General features: G+C 67.4%; 12 protein-coding genes. 1 reads left to right on the top strand and 11 read right to left on the bottom strand.

Annotated features, from left to right (window positions below; translation table 11 throughout):
• Positions 1–224: 224 nt before the first annotated feature.
• The 6 genes from ftsZ to murC form a co-directional block, all read right to left on the bottom strand.
• On the bottom strand, positions 225–2,060 hold the full coding sequence (ftsZ, locus tag ACQR1H_RS06925; RefSeq protein WP_315802122.1) for a cell division protein FtsZ: 1,836 nt from the start codon (positions 2,058–2,060) through the stop codon (positions 225–227).
• A gap of 90 nt (positions 2,061–2,150) precedes the next feature.
• Complete coding sequence (gene ftsA / locus ACQR1H_RS06920) at positions 2,151–3,470, bottom strand: cell division protein FtsA (protein ID WP_434907333.1); 1,320 nt, start codon at positions 3,468–3,470, stop codon at positions 2,151–2,153.
• Complete coding sequence (locus ACQR1H_RS06915; protein WP_434900214.1) at positions 3,467–4,513, bottom strand: cell division protein FtsQ/DivIB; 1,047 nt, start codon at positions 4,511–4,513, stop codon at positions 3,467–3,469. The genes ftsA and ACQR1H_RS06915 overlap by 4 nt, the downstream gene beginning before the upstream one ends.
• 297 nt (positions 4,514–4,810) lie before the next feature.
• Entirely contained in the window at positions 4,811–5,812 is a 1,002-nt protein-coding gene (locus ACQR1H_RS06910) for a D-alanine--D-alanine ligase family protein (RefSeq protein ID WP_434907332.1), read from the bottom strand.
• A 70-nt stretch (positions 5,813–5,882) separates the two neighbouring features.
• The gene (murB, locus tag ACQR1H_RS06905; RefSeq protein WP_316236949.1) at positions 5,883–6,806 is read right to left on the bottom strand and encodes a UDP-N-acetylmuramate dehydrogenase; all 924 of its coding nucleotides are present in this window, start codon (positions 6,804–6,806) and stop codon (positions 5,883–5,885) included.
• A 214-nt stretch (positions 6,807–7,020) separates the two neighbouring features.
• Positions 7,021–8,424, bottom strand: coding sequence for a UDP-N-acetylmuramate--L-alanine ligase (gene murC / locus ACQR1H_RS06900; protein WP_315802118.1), 1,404 nt, complete (start codon positions 8,422–8,424; stop codon positions 7,021–7,023).
• Between the two features lie 360 nt (positions 8,425–8,784).
• On the opposite strand from murC, the gene ACQR1H_RS06895 reads away from it, so the two are divergent.
• Positions 8,785–9,522 carry a carbonic anhydrase gene (locus ACQR1H_RS06895; RefSeq protein ID WP_434907331.1) on the top strand — a complete coding sequence of 246 codons (738 nt, stop codon included), beginning with the start codon at positions 8,785–8,787 and terminating at the stop codon, positions 9,520–9,522.
• Positions 9,523–9,527: 5 nt separating this feature from the next.
• Here the strand turns inward: ACQR1H_RS06895 and ACQR1H_RS06890 are convergent, their stop codons facing one another.
• From ACQR1H_RS06890 to mraY, 5 genes are all read right to left on the bottom strand, one after another.
• Positions 9,528–10,385, bottom strand: coding sequence for a hypothetical protein (locus tag ACQR1H_RS06890; RefSeq protein WP_316181718.1), 858 nt, complete (start codon positions 10,383–10,385; stop codon positions 9,528–9,530).
• Between the two features lie 26 nt (positions 10,386–10,411).
• The gene (gene murG / locus ACQR1H_RS06885; protein WP_434907330.1) at positions 10,412–11,515 is read right to left on the bottom strand and encodes an undecaprenyldiphospho-muramoylpentapeptide beta-N-acetylglucosaminyltransferase; all 1,104 of its coding nucleotides are present in this window, start codon (positions 11,513–11,515) and stop codon (positions 10,412–10,414) included.
• Between the two features lie 47 nt (positions 11,516–11,562).
• On the bottom strand, positions 11,563–12,714 hold the full coding sequence (gene ftsW, locus ACQR1H_RS06880) for a putative lipid II flippase FtsW (protein ID WP_434907329.1): 1,152 nt from the start codon (positions 12,712–12,714) through the stop codon (positions 11,563–11,565).
• Positions 12,715–12,957: 243 nt separating this feature from the next.
• The gene (gene murD / locus ACQR1H_RS06875; protein WP_434907328.1) at positions 12,958–14,358 is read right to left on the bottom strand and encodes a UDP-N-acetylmuramoyl-L-alanine--D-glutamate ligase; all 1,401 of its coding nucleotides are present in this window, start codon (positions 14,356–14,358) and stop codon (positions 12,958–12,960) included.
• 1 nt (position 14,359) lies between these two features.
• Positions 14,360–15,466 carry a phospho-N-acetylmuramoyl-pentapeptide-transferase gene (gene mraY, locus ACQR1H_RS06870; RefSeq protein ID WP_315802113.1) on the bottom strand — a complete coding sequence of 369 codons (1,107 nt, stop codon included), beginning with the start codon at positions 15,464–15,466 and terminating at the stop codon, positions 14,360–14,362.
• Positions 15,467–15,628 lie beyond the last annotated feature (162 nt).

The following is a 15,628-nucleotide window of genomic DNA, read 5'->3' as shown; positions in this document are numbered from 1 at the left end:
CTTCTTTACGGATTGTTACCCCATCTCTGCCGTATTCGCGCCAACCCTTAACCAAACTGGAACGTGGCCTTAACCCTCCTGGTTCCCGATCTAAACACCGAAAGAATAATTAATCATTTAAAATCAGTTAGTTGAACGGCGATCGACGAGCCCCGGACAGCCATGGAAAAGGCCCGGCTCTCGCGAGCCGGGCCTGTTCAGCACCATCAGGGCTGTAACAATTCTCAGGTGGCCTGCCGGCGCAGGAAGGCCGGGATATCCAAATGGTCGTCTCCCTGTGGCGCCGGGGACACAGGCGCGGGACGGCCATGGACGTCCAGACCCTGGGGTGCGGGACGGCGGGCATATTCCGAGACAGGCGATTCGTGGCTCGCAACCTGCTGAGCAACGTTCCGCTGCGGCTTCCGTTCCGGCAGCGGCGGCATCTGCGGCATGGCAGGACCCGCGGTCCGCACCGGCAGCGGCGGCTCGGCATCCTCGTCGCGGCGGCCGAGACCGACATTGGCGAGACGCTGCAGCAGCGACATCCGGGTCTTCTGCGGATGCTCATCGCCCTCGTCGCCGCGCGCCTGCCGGATCTCGGCCTGGGCCGGCATCGGCAGGTCCTCGAACTTCGGCATGCGCGGCGCGCGCGACGGAACCCGCTCCGCGGCCTGCGGGATGAACGTCTCCGGCGGGGCCGCCGGCTCGATCGGGGCCGCGCGCTGCGCCTCCGGTTCCGGGAACAGCGACGGCTTCTGCGCGATCGGGCGCACCGTCACATCGCCATAGGAGGCGGGCTGGACCGGCGCCGACGCGGGCGCGGGCTCGCTGGCCATTGCGGCGGCAACGGCGGCCAGCGTGTCGCGCTCGAGGTTGGGAGCCGGACGCGGCGCAGGCGCCATCGGCGCGGGCGCGGCGACGGCCGGAGCCTGCGACGCCTGCTGCTCGAGCTTGGCGGCGCGTTCAGCCAGGCGCTGATTGTCGGCGCGCAGGCGCGCAGTCAGATCGGCGAGGCGGCTTTCAGGGAGACCCGCGGCAGCGGTCGGGGCGGCGGCAATCGGAGCGACAGCCGCCGCCGGCTGTGCAGTCGTCGTGACGCCGCGGTTGAACTGCGCCTGCTCGATGCCGGTGGCGACCACCGAGACCCGGATCAGCCCGTCGAGCGATTCGTCGAAGGTGGCGCCGACGATGATGTTGGCGTCCTGGTCGACCTCCTCGCGGATGCGGGTCGCAGCTTCGTCGACCTCGAACAGCGTGAGATCCTTGCCGCCGGTGATCGAGATCAACAGGCCGCGCGCGCCCTTCATCGAGGAATCGTCGATCAGCGGGTTGGCGATGGCGGCTTCGGCGGCGGTCAGCGCGCGCTTGTCGCCGGAGGCTTCGCCGGTGCCCATCATCGCCTTGCCCATCTCACGCATCACGGCGCGAACGTCGGCGAAGTCGAGGTTGATCAGGCCTTCCTTGACCATCAGGTCGGTGATGCAGGCGACGCCGGAATACAGCACCTGGTCGGCCATCGCGAAGGCGTCGGCGAAGGTGGTCTTCTCGTTGGCGACCCGGAACAGGTTCTGGTTCGGGATGATCAGCAGCGTGTCGACGACCTTGTGCAGCTCGGAGATGCCGGACTCCGCGGTGCGCATGCGGCGCGCGCCTTCGAAGTGGAACGGCTTGGTGACGACGCCCACCGTGAGGATGTTCATCTCGCGCGCGGTCTTGGCAATGACCGGGGCTGCACCGGTGCCGGTTCCGCCACCCATGCCGGCGGTCACGAACACCATGTTGGCGCCCGAGAGATGATCGCGGATCTCGTCGATCACCTCCTGCGCGGCGGCAGCTCCAACGTCCGGCTGCGAGCCGGCGCCGAGGCCCTGGGTCACCTGCGTGCCCATCTGAATGATGCGCTGCGCCTTGGACATGGTCAGCGCCTGCGCGTCGGTATTGGCGACGACGAAGTCGACCCCCTGCAGGCCGGCCGTGATCATGTTGTTGACGGCATTGCCGCCCGCGCCGCCGACACCGAACACGGTGATCCGGGGCTTCAGCTCGTGGATATCAGGAGGTGTAATAGTGAGTGCCATGATTGCCTCTCGATCACGCGCGGGTGGGTTCGCCCCGGCCGCCGGCCGCGGTTGGTGTTGTTGAAAATCGCATGGGGTGGAAACCGGTCATCAGAAGCCCTCGCGTAGCCATCGTCCGACCTTTCCGAAGTAGCCGTCGGTTCCTGTCCCGGCCTGCCGCGTATGCCGCGGTTCGACGTGTTCGAGGTGCGCGTATTGCGGATAGACCAGCAGCCCCGTCGGCACCGCGAAGGCGGCGTTCTTTGCCTCGTTGGGGAGACGACCGAAGCCGAGCGGGCGGCCGACGCGCACCGGGCGGTCGAGGATCCGGGTCGCAAGCTCGACCAGCCCCGTCAGCTGAGAGGCGCCTCCGCTGAGGACGACGCGCGCCTTGGGTTCTGCCGCAAAGGGCGAATCCTTCAGCCGGTCGCGGACCATTTCAAAAATCTCCTCTGCGCGGTGCCTGACGATGTTCGCGATGGTGGCGCGGGACACGATCTGCGGAACATCCCGCTCGTTGTCACCGGCCGTCGGAACAGACATCAACTCACGCGCGTCGGACCCGCCAGTCAGCACCGTGCCATATAACGTCTTGATTCGCTCGGCATCTGCAATGCACGCTGATAGTCCGCGCGCAAGATCCATGGTCACGTGATGCCCGCCGAGCGCAAAACCGGAGGCATGGACGAAGCGGCCACCGGAATAGATCGCGATCGTCGTGGTGCCCGCCCCCATCTCGACCACGGCGGCGCCGAGATCGGCCTCGTCGTCGGTCAGCACCGACAACCCGGCAACATACGGGCTTGCCGCCATCGCCTCGACGTTGAGGTGGCAGCGCTCGACCACGAGCATCAGGTTCTTGGCCACGGTGGCGTCGGTCGTGACGACGTTCATGTCGACGCCGAACTGCCGCGCCAGCATGCCGCGGGGATCCCGGATGCCCTTCACGCCGTCGAGCGTGTAGCCGACCGGCAGGGCATGCAGCACCGCGCGCCCGTCGCCGGTGGCGTGGTGCATGCCGGTCGAGGTGACGCGACTGACATCGGCCTGGGTGACGGCGCCGCCGCGAATGTCCGAGGTGGCCTCGATCAGGTGGCCCATGACGCGGCCGCCTGCGACCGGCAGCAGCACGGATTCGACCCGCACCTTCGCCATGCGCTCGGCCAGCGCGACCGCCTGCCGCACCGCCTGCTCGCATTCGACGGGATCGACGACGGCGCCGGCCTTGACGCCGCGCGACTGGATCTGGCTGTAGCCGATCAACTCGACGGCGTGGGTGCGGCCGCGCAGCGCGTCGCTCGGCGGCGCCGGCTTCAGCCGCGCGATCATGCAGGCGATCTTGCTGGTGCCGACGTCGAGCGAGGCCACGAGCGCGGTGCGCTTCTGGCCCATCGGACGCGTCTTCGGAGTCTGGCGATCGAAGCCGGTCATGCGTCACCGGCCTTCTTCTTGGACTTCTTGTCCTTGAACAGCTCGTCGCGCGCCTTGCCCGCATCCTCGGAGAGCTGCACCGTCAGCCGGTCCGGCAGCCGCAGGTCGATGGCGACGATGTCGCGCGAGAACAGCTTGTCGTCCTGATCGAGCTGGGTCAGGGTCGCGAGCGCGTTGCCGACATCATGTTCGGGCAGGCGAATGTCGAGGCCGTCCTTGGTCCGCAGGTTCCAGCGCCGCTCGCCGACGAATACGGCGGCCTTGGTGATCGCGCGCACCTGCGGGTAGCGGGCGAGCAGCGCCAGGAAATCGCGCGCGCGGCTCTCGGCTCCCTTGCCGACCACGAGCGGCAGCGTCAGGAAGCGGCGCGAGACATATTGCTCGAGCACGGCGCCGTCCTCGGCTATGACCGAGAGGCGGCCGTCCTGCTGCCAGAGCGCGAATGCCTTGCGTTCGACGACGTCGATCTGCAGTTGGTTCGGAAAGAACTTCTGCACCGTGGCGTCGGCGATCCAGGGGTTGGCTTTGAGCCTGTCACGCACTGCGGCGGCATCCAGGAACAGCAACGAGGAGCGGCCGGTAACGCCGCCGACCGCGAGGATCTCGTCCTGGGTAAGCTGCTTCCGGCCGTTGATCGCGACAGCCGTGATGCGGAACCCGGCCGCATTGGCGAGCGCGTTGCGGGTGTCGGACAACGCCACGCTGACGTCCTGCGCATGGCCGCCCTTGACGATGCCGAGCCAGACACTGCCGAACAAGAGGACCACCGTCGCCACGGTGCCGAGCCGGCGCGGCAGATAGCGCTCGACGAGTTCGACCACGCGCGGCGGCGCCTCGCGCTCGACCATCGGCGCGAGCGCTGCCTGCGCCGGCGCAAGGTCTCGTCGGATGGATCGCCTGCCTTGCTTCGTGCCTCGCGCAAAGCGGACACGCGGAAGACGGGCCGAGACATACTCGCGCAGCAGGATTGCCGCGCCAAGGGCAGCGGCTTTCAGGTCAGCTTGAGGCCTCTGCGATCGAGCGAGGCGTCCTGCACCATCCATTGCACGAGCTCATCAACTGTTGCGCCCGCAGATACTCGCGGACCCACGCCCACGGTCCCGGCCGACCGGATCCCTTCCGACCATCGCGACGCGGTTCGTCACGACGGCCCGACCTGGCAGCCGAGCACCACTGAGGCGCCAGCGTTAACCTTCGGACGTCCTGGTAAACAAAAAGTAAAATCGGTCCGAGGAGACGAATTTTTTCTCCGATTTATGAGGACCTTGCCCGGAATTCTTAAGCATTTTACGGGTTACAGGAACCACCGGGGGACGCCGGGCCGGGTTCCTCCGGTGCGCCTACCGCACGCCGGATCGGCGTGTACGCCTCTCGGCCAGGGCGATCTGCTGATTGAGGAAATCGACAATGGCGATGCCCTGGGCCGCCAGAGCCTTCGGGTAGAGCGAGGCGGCCGTCAGGCCCGGCAGGGTATTGGTCTCCAGATAAACCGGACCGTTGGCCGCGACGATGAAGTCGGTGCGCGAGTAGCCGCCGCAGGACAGCGCGCGATGCGCCTTGATCGCCTCAGCCTGGAGCGCCGCCGTGATCTCCGGACTGAAGCGGCCCGGACAGATTTCCTTCGTCGCCGCCGCGAGGTACTTCGCGAAATAGTCGAAGGCACCGTCGGCGGGGAGGATCTCGATCGGCGGCAGCGCGATCAGCGAGCCGTCGGCCTGCTCGAGCACGCCGCAGGTCGCCTCGGTCCCGGTGACGAACGGCTCGATCAGATACTCCTCGGTCGCGGCCGCTGCCTTGACGGCGACGAGGTCCTGGCTGGCGTTGACGAAGATGAGGCCGAAGCTCGAGCCGTCCTTCACGGGCTTCGCGATCAGCCGGCCGTAGCGCGCGAGCGCAGCCTCGGCATCATCCAGCGCGACACCCTCGGCCGCCGTGACACCGCCGAGCACGGCGAAGCGTTTGGCGGCAACCTTGTCGAAGGCGAGGTGCGAGGCCGCCGAGCTCGAGCCGGTGAACGGCACACCACGAAGCTCGCACATCAGTTGAAGCTCGCCATTCTCCGCCCGGCCGCCATGCAGGCCGAGCACCAGGACCCGACCCTCGGCCCCGGCGCGATCGAGCGCCTCGCCGAGCGCGCCGATCCTGGCGCCATCGGCGGTGAACGGCTCCTCGAACGGCTTGGCATGCGCGGCCAGCGCTTGGCCGCTGGCCTGATGCACGCTGTCATCGGCGTCCCAGAACCACAGGTCCGCCTCGGGCAATGCCGCGTGCAGGGCTTTCGCGCTCGCGACCGAGACGAGACGCTCCTTGTTGGAGCCGCCGAACAAAATCGTGGTGCGCATCAATGTCTTCTCGATTGATCTCACAATCGCGGTCGCGATTGCGCTGACGTCACGTAAGCCTGCGGCTCGATCAGCTCGCCTTGATTCCGATCCGCTTGATCTCCCACTGCAGCTCGATCCCCGAGCCCGCCTTGACCCGCTCGCGGACGGTCTCGCCGAGCGTCTCGATGTCGTCGGCGGTGGCGTTGCCGAGGTTGATCAGGAAGTTGCAGTGCATTTCCGAGACCTGGGCGCCGCCGACCCTGAGTCCACGACAGCCGGCGGCATCGACCAGCTTCCAGGCGGAATGTCCCGGCGGATTCTTGAAGGTCGAGCCGCCCGTCTTCTCGCGGATCGGCTGCGCCGTCTCGCGATGCGCCTGCACCTCCGCCATGCGCGCCCGGATCGCCTCCGGCGCCGAGGGCGTGCCGCGGAAGCGCGCGGCCGTGAAGATCAACGCCGGATCGACGCCGCTCGCGCGATAGGTGAACTTCATCTCGGCATTGTTGAAGCGGTGCGTCTCGCCGTTTCGGTCGACAGCGATCGCTTCAATGAGAATGTCTTTGGTCTCGCCGCCATTGGCGCCGGCATTCATCCGCAGCGCCCCGCCGATGGTGCCGGGAATGCCGAACAGGAATTCCAGGCCCGCGAGGTTGGCCGACGCGGCGACCTCCGCGACGCGCTTGTCGAGCGCGGCGGTGCCGGCCGTGACGATGTCGCCTTCCGCCTTGACCTCGCCGAACGCGCGCGGCGCCAGCCGGATCACGACACCGGGGACGCCACCATCACGCACGATCAGGTTGGAGCCGACGCCGATGACATAGAGCGGGATATCCGTTGGGAGGTGCTTCAGGAAATAGGCGAGGTCGTCGGCATCCGCCGGCGTGAACAGCACCTGCGCCGGTCCGCCGACACGAAACCAGGTCAGCGGCGCGAGACTCTCATTGGCGAGCAGCCGCCCACGCAGCTCCGGCATGGCCGTTTTGAGATCGGGGGTGATGTCGGGAAAGGTCATGCGGCGGCCTGCCTCGTTTGGGCCGACGTCGTTGCGACGTAGCACGCTCCGTTCCCTCCCCCCTTGTGGGGGAGGGCTAGGGAGGGGGGGACCACGCACTCCGGAGTCTGCGGCTCCCCCCCCTCCCTGCCCCTCCCCCACAAGGGGGGAGGGAACGGAGAGGCTACGTCGAGTGGCCTGACTTTCTCGGTGAACCGCTGGTTCAACACCGCCCTCACCCCAGTGCCTTCAACTCGCCGGGCAGCGCGTAGGCCCATTGCGTGATGTTGCCGGCGCCGAGGCACACGACGAGGTCACCGGGCTTGGCGAGGTCCTTGACGATACGAGCGAGATCGGCGGCCTTCGGCAGCGGCACCACGTCGCGATGGCCGTGGGCGCGCAGGCCCAGGACGAAGTGGTCGCGATCGATGCCCTCGATCGGCGCCTCGCCGGCCGGATAGACGTCGGCCACGACGACCGCATCGGCGTCGTTGAAGCAGGTGCAGAACTCTTCGAACAGCGATTGCAGCCGGGTGTAGCGATGCGGCTGCACCACGGCGACGACCTTGCCGTTGGTCGATTCGCGCGCCGCCTTCAGCACGGCGGCGATCTCGACGGGGTGATGCCCGTAGTCGTCGATCACGGTGACGCCGTTCCACTCGCCGGTGCGGGTGAAGCGGCGCTTGACGCCGCCGAAGCCGGCAATCGCCTTGCGGATGGCCTCGTCGGACAGGCCGAGCTCGCGCGCGACCGCAATGGCCGCCGTTGCGTTCGAGGCATTGTGCCGGCCTGGCATCGGCAGCGCGATGTCGGCAATCTCGTGCGTCTCACCGCTCTTGCGGTCGCGGAACACGACCTTGAACGACGAGCCGCCGCCCATCGGCGCGAGGTCGACGAGCCGGACATCGGCCTGCGGGTTCACGCCATAGGTGATGATGCGGCGGTCCTCGATCTTGCCGACCAGCGCCTGCACCACCGGATGATCGATGCACATCACCGCGAAGCCGTAGAACGGCACGTTCTCGACGAAGGCGCGGAACGCGTCCTGCACGGCCTCGAAGGTCTTGAAGTGATCGAGATGCTCGGGATCGACATTGGTGACGATGGCGACATCCGCCGGCAGCTTCAGGAAGGTGCCGTCGCTCTCGTCGGCCTCGACCACCATCCATTCGCCGGCGCCGAGCCGCGCATTGGTGCCGTAGGCATTGATGATGCCGCCATTGATGACGGTCGGATCGAGGCCGCCGGCATCGAGCAGCGCCGCGACCATCGATGTCGTCGTGGTCTTGCCATGGGTGCCGGCGATCGCGACGCAGCTCTTCAGCCGCATCAGCTCGGCCAGCATCTCGGCACGCCGCACGACCGGGATGCGCTGGGCGCGCGCGGCCATCAGCTCCGGATTGTCGCGCTTGATCGCGGTCGAGACCACCACGACGTCGGCGCCCGCGACATTCTCGGCCTTGTGCCCGACGCTGACGGTGATGCCCTTCTCGCGCAGCCGCGCGACATTGGCGTTGTCGGAGGCGTCGGAGCCCTGCACCGTGTAGCCGAGATTGCACAGCACCTCGGCGATGCCGCTCATGCCGATGCCGCCGATCCCGACGAAGTGGATGGGTCCGATCTCGCGCGGCAGTCTCATGGGGCGTCTCGTCTCAAGGGTTCCGGGCGTCCCCACCGGGGGGAGCGGCCGCGAATCATCAGCCCTTCTTGCAAGACATGGCCGACCTGGACAAGTCCGCCCGGGCAGTAAGAAGTGCCAAATTCGCAGGCGTTCGCCCGGTTTTAGCCGATTTTGGCAGCCCGGCCGGCGGCGATCGGCCAGGAGTTCCCGCTCGATCCCTCCCTTCACGAATTATTAAGCGCGATCACATGCCGCCCCCTCCCAACGGGATACCTGCAATTTTTGCGCGCTCACTGCGTCAGTTCGCGTGGCATGAGTAGCCGTGCGGCCGGCGTGCCGGGCACGCATATTTCAATCTTTGATGGAGAACCCTCGCCGATGTGCTCGCTGTGTGAAACGCACCCTCCCGTATTGTCCCGCCGCCGGCTGCTCGGCGGCGGCGCAGTGCTGGCTGCCGCGGCGGTCGGCGCACTTCCGGCGTTTGCCAAGGAAGCCAAGCAGGCGAACGACAGCGCAATGCCGCCCAACGCCATCTCTCCGGATGACGCGATGAAACGCATCGTCGATGGCAATGCGCGCTACGTCGCCGGCAATCTCGACAACAGGGATTTTTCGGCCGGCCGAGCGGCGCGCGCCGCGGCCCAATACCCGATCGCCGCGATCGTGAGCTGCGCAGATTCCCGGGTCGCGCCCGAGCTGGTGTTCGATCAGGCGCCCGGTGAGCTGTTCGTGGTCCGCGTCGCCGGCAATTTCGTCAATGACGACGGCCTCGCCAGCCTCGAATACGGCGTCAAGTTCCTCGGCACGCCTCTCGTGCTGGTGCTCGGTCACAGCGGCTGCGGCGCCATCGATGCGACGATCAAGGTGCTCAAGGACGGCACCAAACTGCCAGGCCACCTGCCCGCATTGATCAATGCGCTCAAACCCGGCGTCGAGGCAGCGATCGCGAAGAAGCCGCAGGATCTGCTGGCCGAAGCCACCGCGGAGAACGTCCGCAACAATGTCCGGCGCCTCTCGACTGCCAAGCCGATCGTCGGCCGCATGGTCGCCGAGGGCAAGGTGAAGATCGTGGGCGGCATCTATGACATCGGCACCGGCCGGGTCACGATGATCTGACGCCCTCAAGCCGGCCGCAGCACGCGATCCGCACGTGCGGCTGCGGCCGCGAGCCAGCACACCTGGTGGCAGAACCAAGCTTCCACGGAAGCCACGAAACCCGGCGTCAGCGTCAGATGCCGGCGCCCGTCGCCGAAGCGCAGCAGACCACGGCCCTCCATGGTCGCCAGCAGATTGCGGATATGGGAGCGCGAGACGCCGAGCGAGGTCGCAAGCTCCGCCGTCGAAATCGCGATGGCCTCGCGCCCAACCGCGGACCGGGCGACGAGCGTCAGGGCCAGATGGATGCCGCTGTCGTGCTCGTCGGTCCAGGCGAGATCGGGAAAGCCCGTCAGCGGCCGGTTGTCGCGGCAGAGCCAGCCCGCACATTGCCGGATCGTCTCCGCAAATAACGCGGCGTCGTCCTGCAGACGAAGGCTCAGTCCATCGGACTGCGTCAACCGCGCGTGGCAATCCAGGTGCATTGCAAGCCAGCCTCGCAGTCCCTCGAGGATGACGGGGCCAGGCACCAGATAGCGGATACGAGCGTCCTCGGGATCTCGCTCGACGGTCACCAGCGACAGACCGCGCAACACCGCGACGAACGCCGCCGTCTGCCGCGGACCCGGCAGCCGCATCTGCAGACGCGTCAGTGTCGGCCGCTCGACCGGCTTGCGCGCCGACATATGCATCATCACGATATGCGCAGCGATTTCCGTCGGAGCGCGCTGACCGAACAGCTTGATCATCAGGCGCTGGCCGCGCAGCGGCGCAATCAGCCGGTCGCAGAATTCCACGAGCACAGGCACGAAGGACGGATGCCGCCGCAAGCGCATCGGACGATCGTCGGGCAGGATGCCGCCATCGTCGGAGCTCCGGTTCATCTTGGGATCACCGTGCGCTCGCGCGACTAGAGCGCCGCCGTCCTGATCACGAGATCGGCCAGACGTTCCGCGGCATCGAGCCGGCCGGCCGCGCGCGCGGCCTGCGCCATGGCGGCGAGGCGCGCGGGCTCGGCGGCGAGCGCCGAGATCTCGGAGGCGAGCCTGTCGGAGGTGAATTCGGTCTGCACGATCCGGATCGCGGCGTTCGCGTCCGACAGCACGCCGGCATTGGCGAACTGGTCCTGGTCGATGGCGCCGGGCAGCGGCACCAGGATCGAGGGCCGGCCGATCGCGGCGAGCTCGGCCACGGTGCCGGCGCCGGAACGCGAGATCACGAGGTGATTGGCGGCGAGCCGCGCCGGCAGGTCGGTGAAGAACGGTTGCAGCTCGGCATTGATCTTGAGCCGCTCATAGACCGCGCGCACCCGCGCCATGTCCTCCTGGCGCACCTGCTGGGTCAGCACCAGCCGGCCCCACAACGCCGGCTCCAGCCGCTCGATCGCGCCGGGCACGATGTCGCTCATGACGCGCGCGCCCTGGCTGCCGCCGACCACGAGCAGCCGCAGCGGCCCGGCGGCCTCGGGCGGACCATAAGGTACGGACGCGGCTTCCAAAATCGCGGGGCGCATCGGGGTGCCGACGGTGGTCGTCTTGGCCGCCAGCGCCGGATCGCGGTCGAGCACCCCCGGCAACGAGGTCGCGATCGCCTTCACATGCGCGGACAGGAAGCGATTGGCGCGGCCGAGCACGGCGTTCGCGTCGTGGATCAGGCTGGGCACGCCGGCGAGGCGCGCCGCCAGCAGCGGCGGCACGGTCGGATAGCCGCCGAAGCCGATCACAGCAGCGGGCTTCAGCCGCCGCATCAGGTTGAAGGCCGCGACGGTGCCGGTGCCGAGCAGCAGCGCGGTCCGCGCGAGGGCGAGCGGCGAGCGGCTGCGCACCGTCTCGCTCGGCACCACGTCGATCATGTCCTTGGTGAACAGTCCGCTGTAGCGCAGCGCGCGCGCATCGGTGACCAGACGGACGCGATAGCCGCGCCTGATCAGCTCGACGCCGAGCGCTTCAGCAGGGAACAGATGGCCGCCGGTGCCGCCGGCCGCGAGCAGAATGAGAGGCGCGGTTGAGGTCATGCGGGCTTGTTTACAGGCAATGTGTCGTCATTGCGAGCAAGGCGACCTCAAGCGTAGTTGCGCAACGCGCCGGCTGCGTCGCCCGCCTCGACCTCCATCCGCGGCCGCTGCCGGGTCAGCGCCAGCATCATGCCGACGCCATAGGCAAGCGACACGATCGAGGAGCCGCCGTAGGAGATGAAGGGCAAGGTCATGCCCTTGGCCGGGATCAGCTGCAGATTGACCGAGATGTTGATGGCCGCCTGGATGCCGAACAGGATCGCGAGGCCCGACGCTGCGAAGCGCGCAAAGCTGTCCTCGGTCGCATAGGCGCGCGACAGCGTGCGGATCACGATGAACGCGAACAGCGCGACCAGCGCCAGGCACAGGATGATGCCGAACTCCTCGGCGGCGACCGCGAACACGAAATCGGTGTGGCTGTCCGGCAGGCTGCGCTTGGCGATGCCCTCCCCCGGCCCTAGTCCGAACCAGCCGCCATTCGAGAACGCCTCCATCGCGGTGTCGACCTGGAAGGTGTCGCCCGAGGCCGGGTTCATGAAGCGCTTGATGCGGCCGGCGACGTGCGGGACCAGGAGATAGGCGCCGAACAGGCCGGCGGCGGCGGCGCCCGCGAGACCCGCGACCCAGATCATGCGCATGCCGGCGATGAAGAACAGCGAGCCCCAGACCATCAGGATCAGCATGGTCTGGCCGAAATCCGGCTCCATCACCAACAGCGACACCAGCATCAGCAGCAGCACCAGCGCCATGGTGGTCGCCGGCATGTCGGGCCGCCGCGCGGATTCCGAGAACAACCAGGCGGAAACGACGACGAAGGCCGGCTTCGCCGCCTCGGACGCCTGGATGTTGACGCCGATCAGCGTGATCCAGCGCCGCGAGCCCTTTACCTCCGGGCCGATCGCGAGCGTCAGCACGATCAGCACGATGGCGATCGTGAACACCACCAGCGCACTGCGCCGGATCTGGCGCGGCGACAGGAAGGACACGCCGATCAGCACGATGAACGACGGCAGCAGGAACAGGACGTGGCGGTTGAAGAAGTGGAACGGATCGAGCCCGATCCGGGTCGCCACCGGCGGGCTGGCCGCGAGCGACAGGATCACCCCGCACAGCATCAGCGCGAGGATGGAGCCGAGCAGCGGCTTGTCGACCGTCCACCACCAGTCGGACAGCGGATTGCGTTCTTCACGGGAGAGCATCGGGCGTCCACCTGAGCCGAGACATCGGCCCATTGGCGCCCAGGATGGTTATCGAAGGGTTAAGGGCCTCTCAACTGTCGTCCCGGACAAGCCGTGGCGCGCGCCAGCGCGTCGCGGCGCCGATCCGGGACCCATACGCCGTAGCCGTCGTGATGGGCAAAGAGCCAATGGCCGGCATGCCTCAAGCTGCTCCCTGCGGGTATGGGTCCCGGCGTTCGCCGGGACGACAGCGGTGTTTGCGGCCTAGACAACCCGCTCCACACCCGGCAGCGCCTGCACCAGGTCGCGGAAATGCGTGCCGCGGATTTCGAAGTTGCGGAACTGATCGAAGGAAGCGCAGGCCGGCGACAGCAGCACGACGGCATCCTTTAATCCCGAGGCCTCCGCATCGGCGGCAGCCTGCGCGACCGCGACCTCCAGCGTGCCGGACATCTCGTGCGGCACCTTGTCGCCAAGCGTTCCGGCGAACTCGGAAGCCGCCTCGCCGATCAGATAGGCCTTGCGAATGCGCGGGAAGAAGCCGGCGAGGCTGGTGATGCCGCCCGCCTTGGGCTTGCCCCCGGCGATCCAGAAGATGTCGGCAAAGGACGACAGCGCATGCGCGGTCGCATCTGCGTTGGTGCCCTTGGAGTCGTTCACGAACAGCACGTTGCCGCGGCGGCCGACCTGCTCCATGCGGTGCGCCAGACCTGGGAAGCTGCGCAGCCCCTGCTGCAGCACATCCTCCCTGACCCCGATCGCGAGCGCGGCAGCGGCGGCGCAGGCGGCGTTCTGGGCGTTGTGTTGACCGCGCAGCGAGCCGATGCCACCGAGACGTGCGACCTCGCTGCGCGCGCCCCCCGCGCTGCGCTCGATCGTCTCGTGCTCGACGTACAGCCCATCCGCCAGCGGGTTCTTCACCGAGATGCGCACGACGCGCTTGCCGCCCCGGTCGAGCCGATCGGCGATCGCCCGCGAAAAACCGTCGTCGACACCGACGATCGCAGTGCCTTTGGACTGGACACCCGCCACCAGCCGCTCCTTCACCGCCGCATAGTTCTCGATCGTGCCGTGGCGGTCGATATGGTCCTCGCTGACATTGAGCAGGATGCCGACGCTCGGATCGAGCGACGGCGTCAGATCGATCTGGTAGGACGACATCTCGATCACGTGGACGCGGCCCATCCGCGGCGGCTCCAGCGACAGGATCGCGGTGCCGATATTGCCGCCCATCTGGGTATCATAGCCGGCGACGCGCATCAGATGCGCGATCAGCGCCGTCGTGGTCGACTTGCCATTGGTGCCGGTGATCGCGACGAATGGCGCATCCGGCGCGTGCCGCCTGCGCTCGCGGCAGAACAGCTCGATGTCGCCGATCACCTCGACCCCGGCCTCGCGCGCCTTCAACACGCTCCAATGCGGCACCGGATGGGTCAGCGGCACGCCCGGCGCCAGCACCAGGGCGGCGAAGTTCGCCCAGGAGACGGTGCGCAGATCGGCGGTGATGAAGCCAGCTTTTGCCGCTTCCGTCATCCGATCGGCGCCGTCGTCGGCCGCAATCACCTCGGCGCCGCCGGCGCGCAAAGCGTGGCACGAGGCCAGCCCCGAGCCGCCGAGCCCGAACACGGCGACGGTCTTGCCGGCGAATGAGGTGACGGGGATCATGTCAGCGCAGCTTCAAGGTCGAGAGACCGACCAGGGCCAGCATCACCGAGATGATCCAGAACCGGATCACGATCTGCGGCTCGGTCCAGCCGAGCTGCTCGAAATGATGGTGGATCGGCGCCATCTTGAAGATGCGCTTGCCGGTCAGCTTGAACGAGGCCACCTGCACGATCACCGACACGGCCTCCAGCACGAACAGGCCGCCGATGACCGCCAGCACGATCTCGTGCTTCACCGCGACCGCGATCGATCCGAGCATGCCGCCGAGGGCCAGCGAGCCGGTGTCACCCATGAAGATCGACGCCGGCGGGGCGTTGAACCAGAGGAAGCCGAGGCCCGCGCCGAGCACCGCGCCGCACAGCACGGCAAGCTCGCCAGTGCCCGCGACATAATGGATCTGCAGGTAATCGGAAAACACCGCGTTGCCGGCGAGATAGGCGATCAGACCGAAGCTGGCGGAGGCGATCATCACCGGGACGATGGCCAGGCCGTCGAGTCCATCGGTCAGGTTGACGGCATTGCCGGCGCCGACGATGACGAACGCGCCGAAGATGACGTAGAGCCAGCCGAACTTGATGACGAGTTCCTTGAAGAACGGAATGGCAAGCCCGGTCGCGGACGGATCGCGCCCGAGCCGCACCAGCGCATAACAGGCGACCAGCGCGATCGCAGCCTCGATCAGCAGACGTAGTCTGCCGGCAAAGCCGGAATGCGACTGTTTGGTCACCTTCAGATAGTCGTCATAGAAGCCGACGAAGCCGAAGCCGAGTGTCACCGCGAGCACGATCCAGACGTAGGGGTTGAGCGGATTGGCCCACAGCACGGTGGAGACGACGAGGCCCGACAGGATCATCAGGCCGCCCATCGTGGGCGTGCCCTTCTTGCTGATGATGTGCGATTGCGGGCCGTCGGTGCGGATCGGCTGGCCCTTGCCCTGGCGCAGGCGCAGATGATCGATGATCCACGGCCCGAACAGGAACACGAACAGCGCCCCGGTGACGACCGCGCCGCCCGTACGGAACGTGATGTAGCGGAACACGTTCAGCAATCCGCGAAACACGGACAGGCTCGGAAACGTATTCGTCAGCTCGATCAACCAGTAGAACATCCAACCCGCCTATGCCGCCTCACCGAGACCGCGAACACGGATTCGCTCGCGAATCCGGTCCAGCCTCTTTTAACCATGATCGGGGCCGGGTGCGAATCATAGGCCGGCGGAAAGACCCGTCCGGCACGATCGCTTCGACCGCCAGTGGAAAATATCGTTCTG

The sequence above is a fragment of the Bradyrhizobium sp. HKCCYLRH2015 genome, from assembly GCF_051168215.1.
Lineage (GTDB): Bacteria > Pseudomonadota > Alphaproteobacteria > Rhizobiales > Xanthobacteraceae > Bradyrhizobium.
Note: the sequence above shows the minus strand (reverse complement) of the source record. Positions and strands in the feature narration are given on the sequence as shown.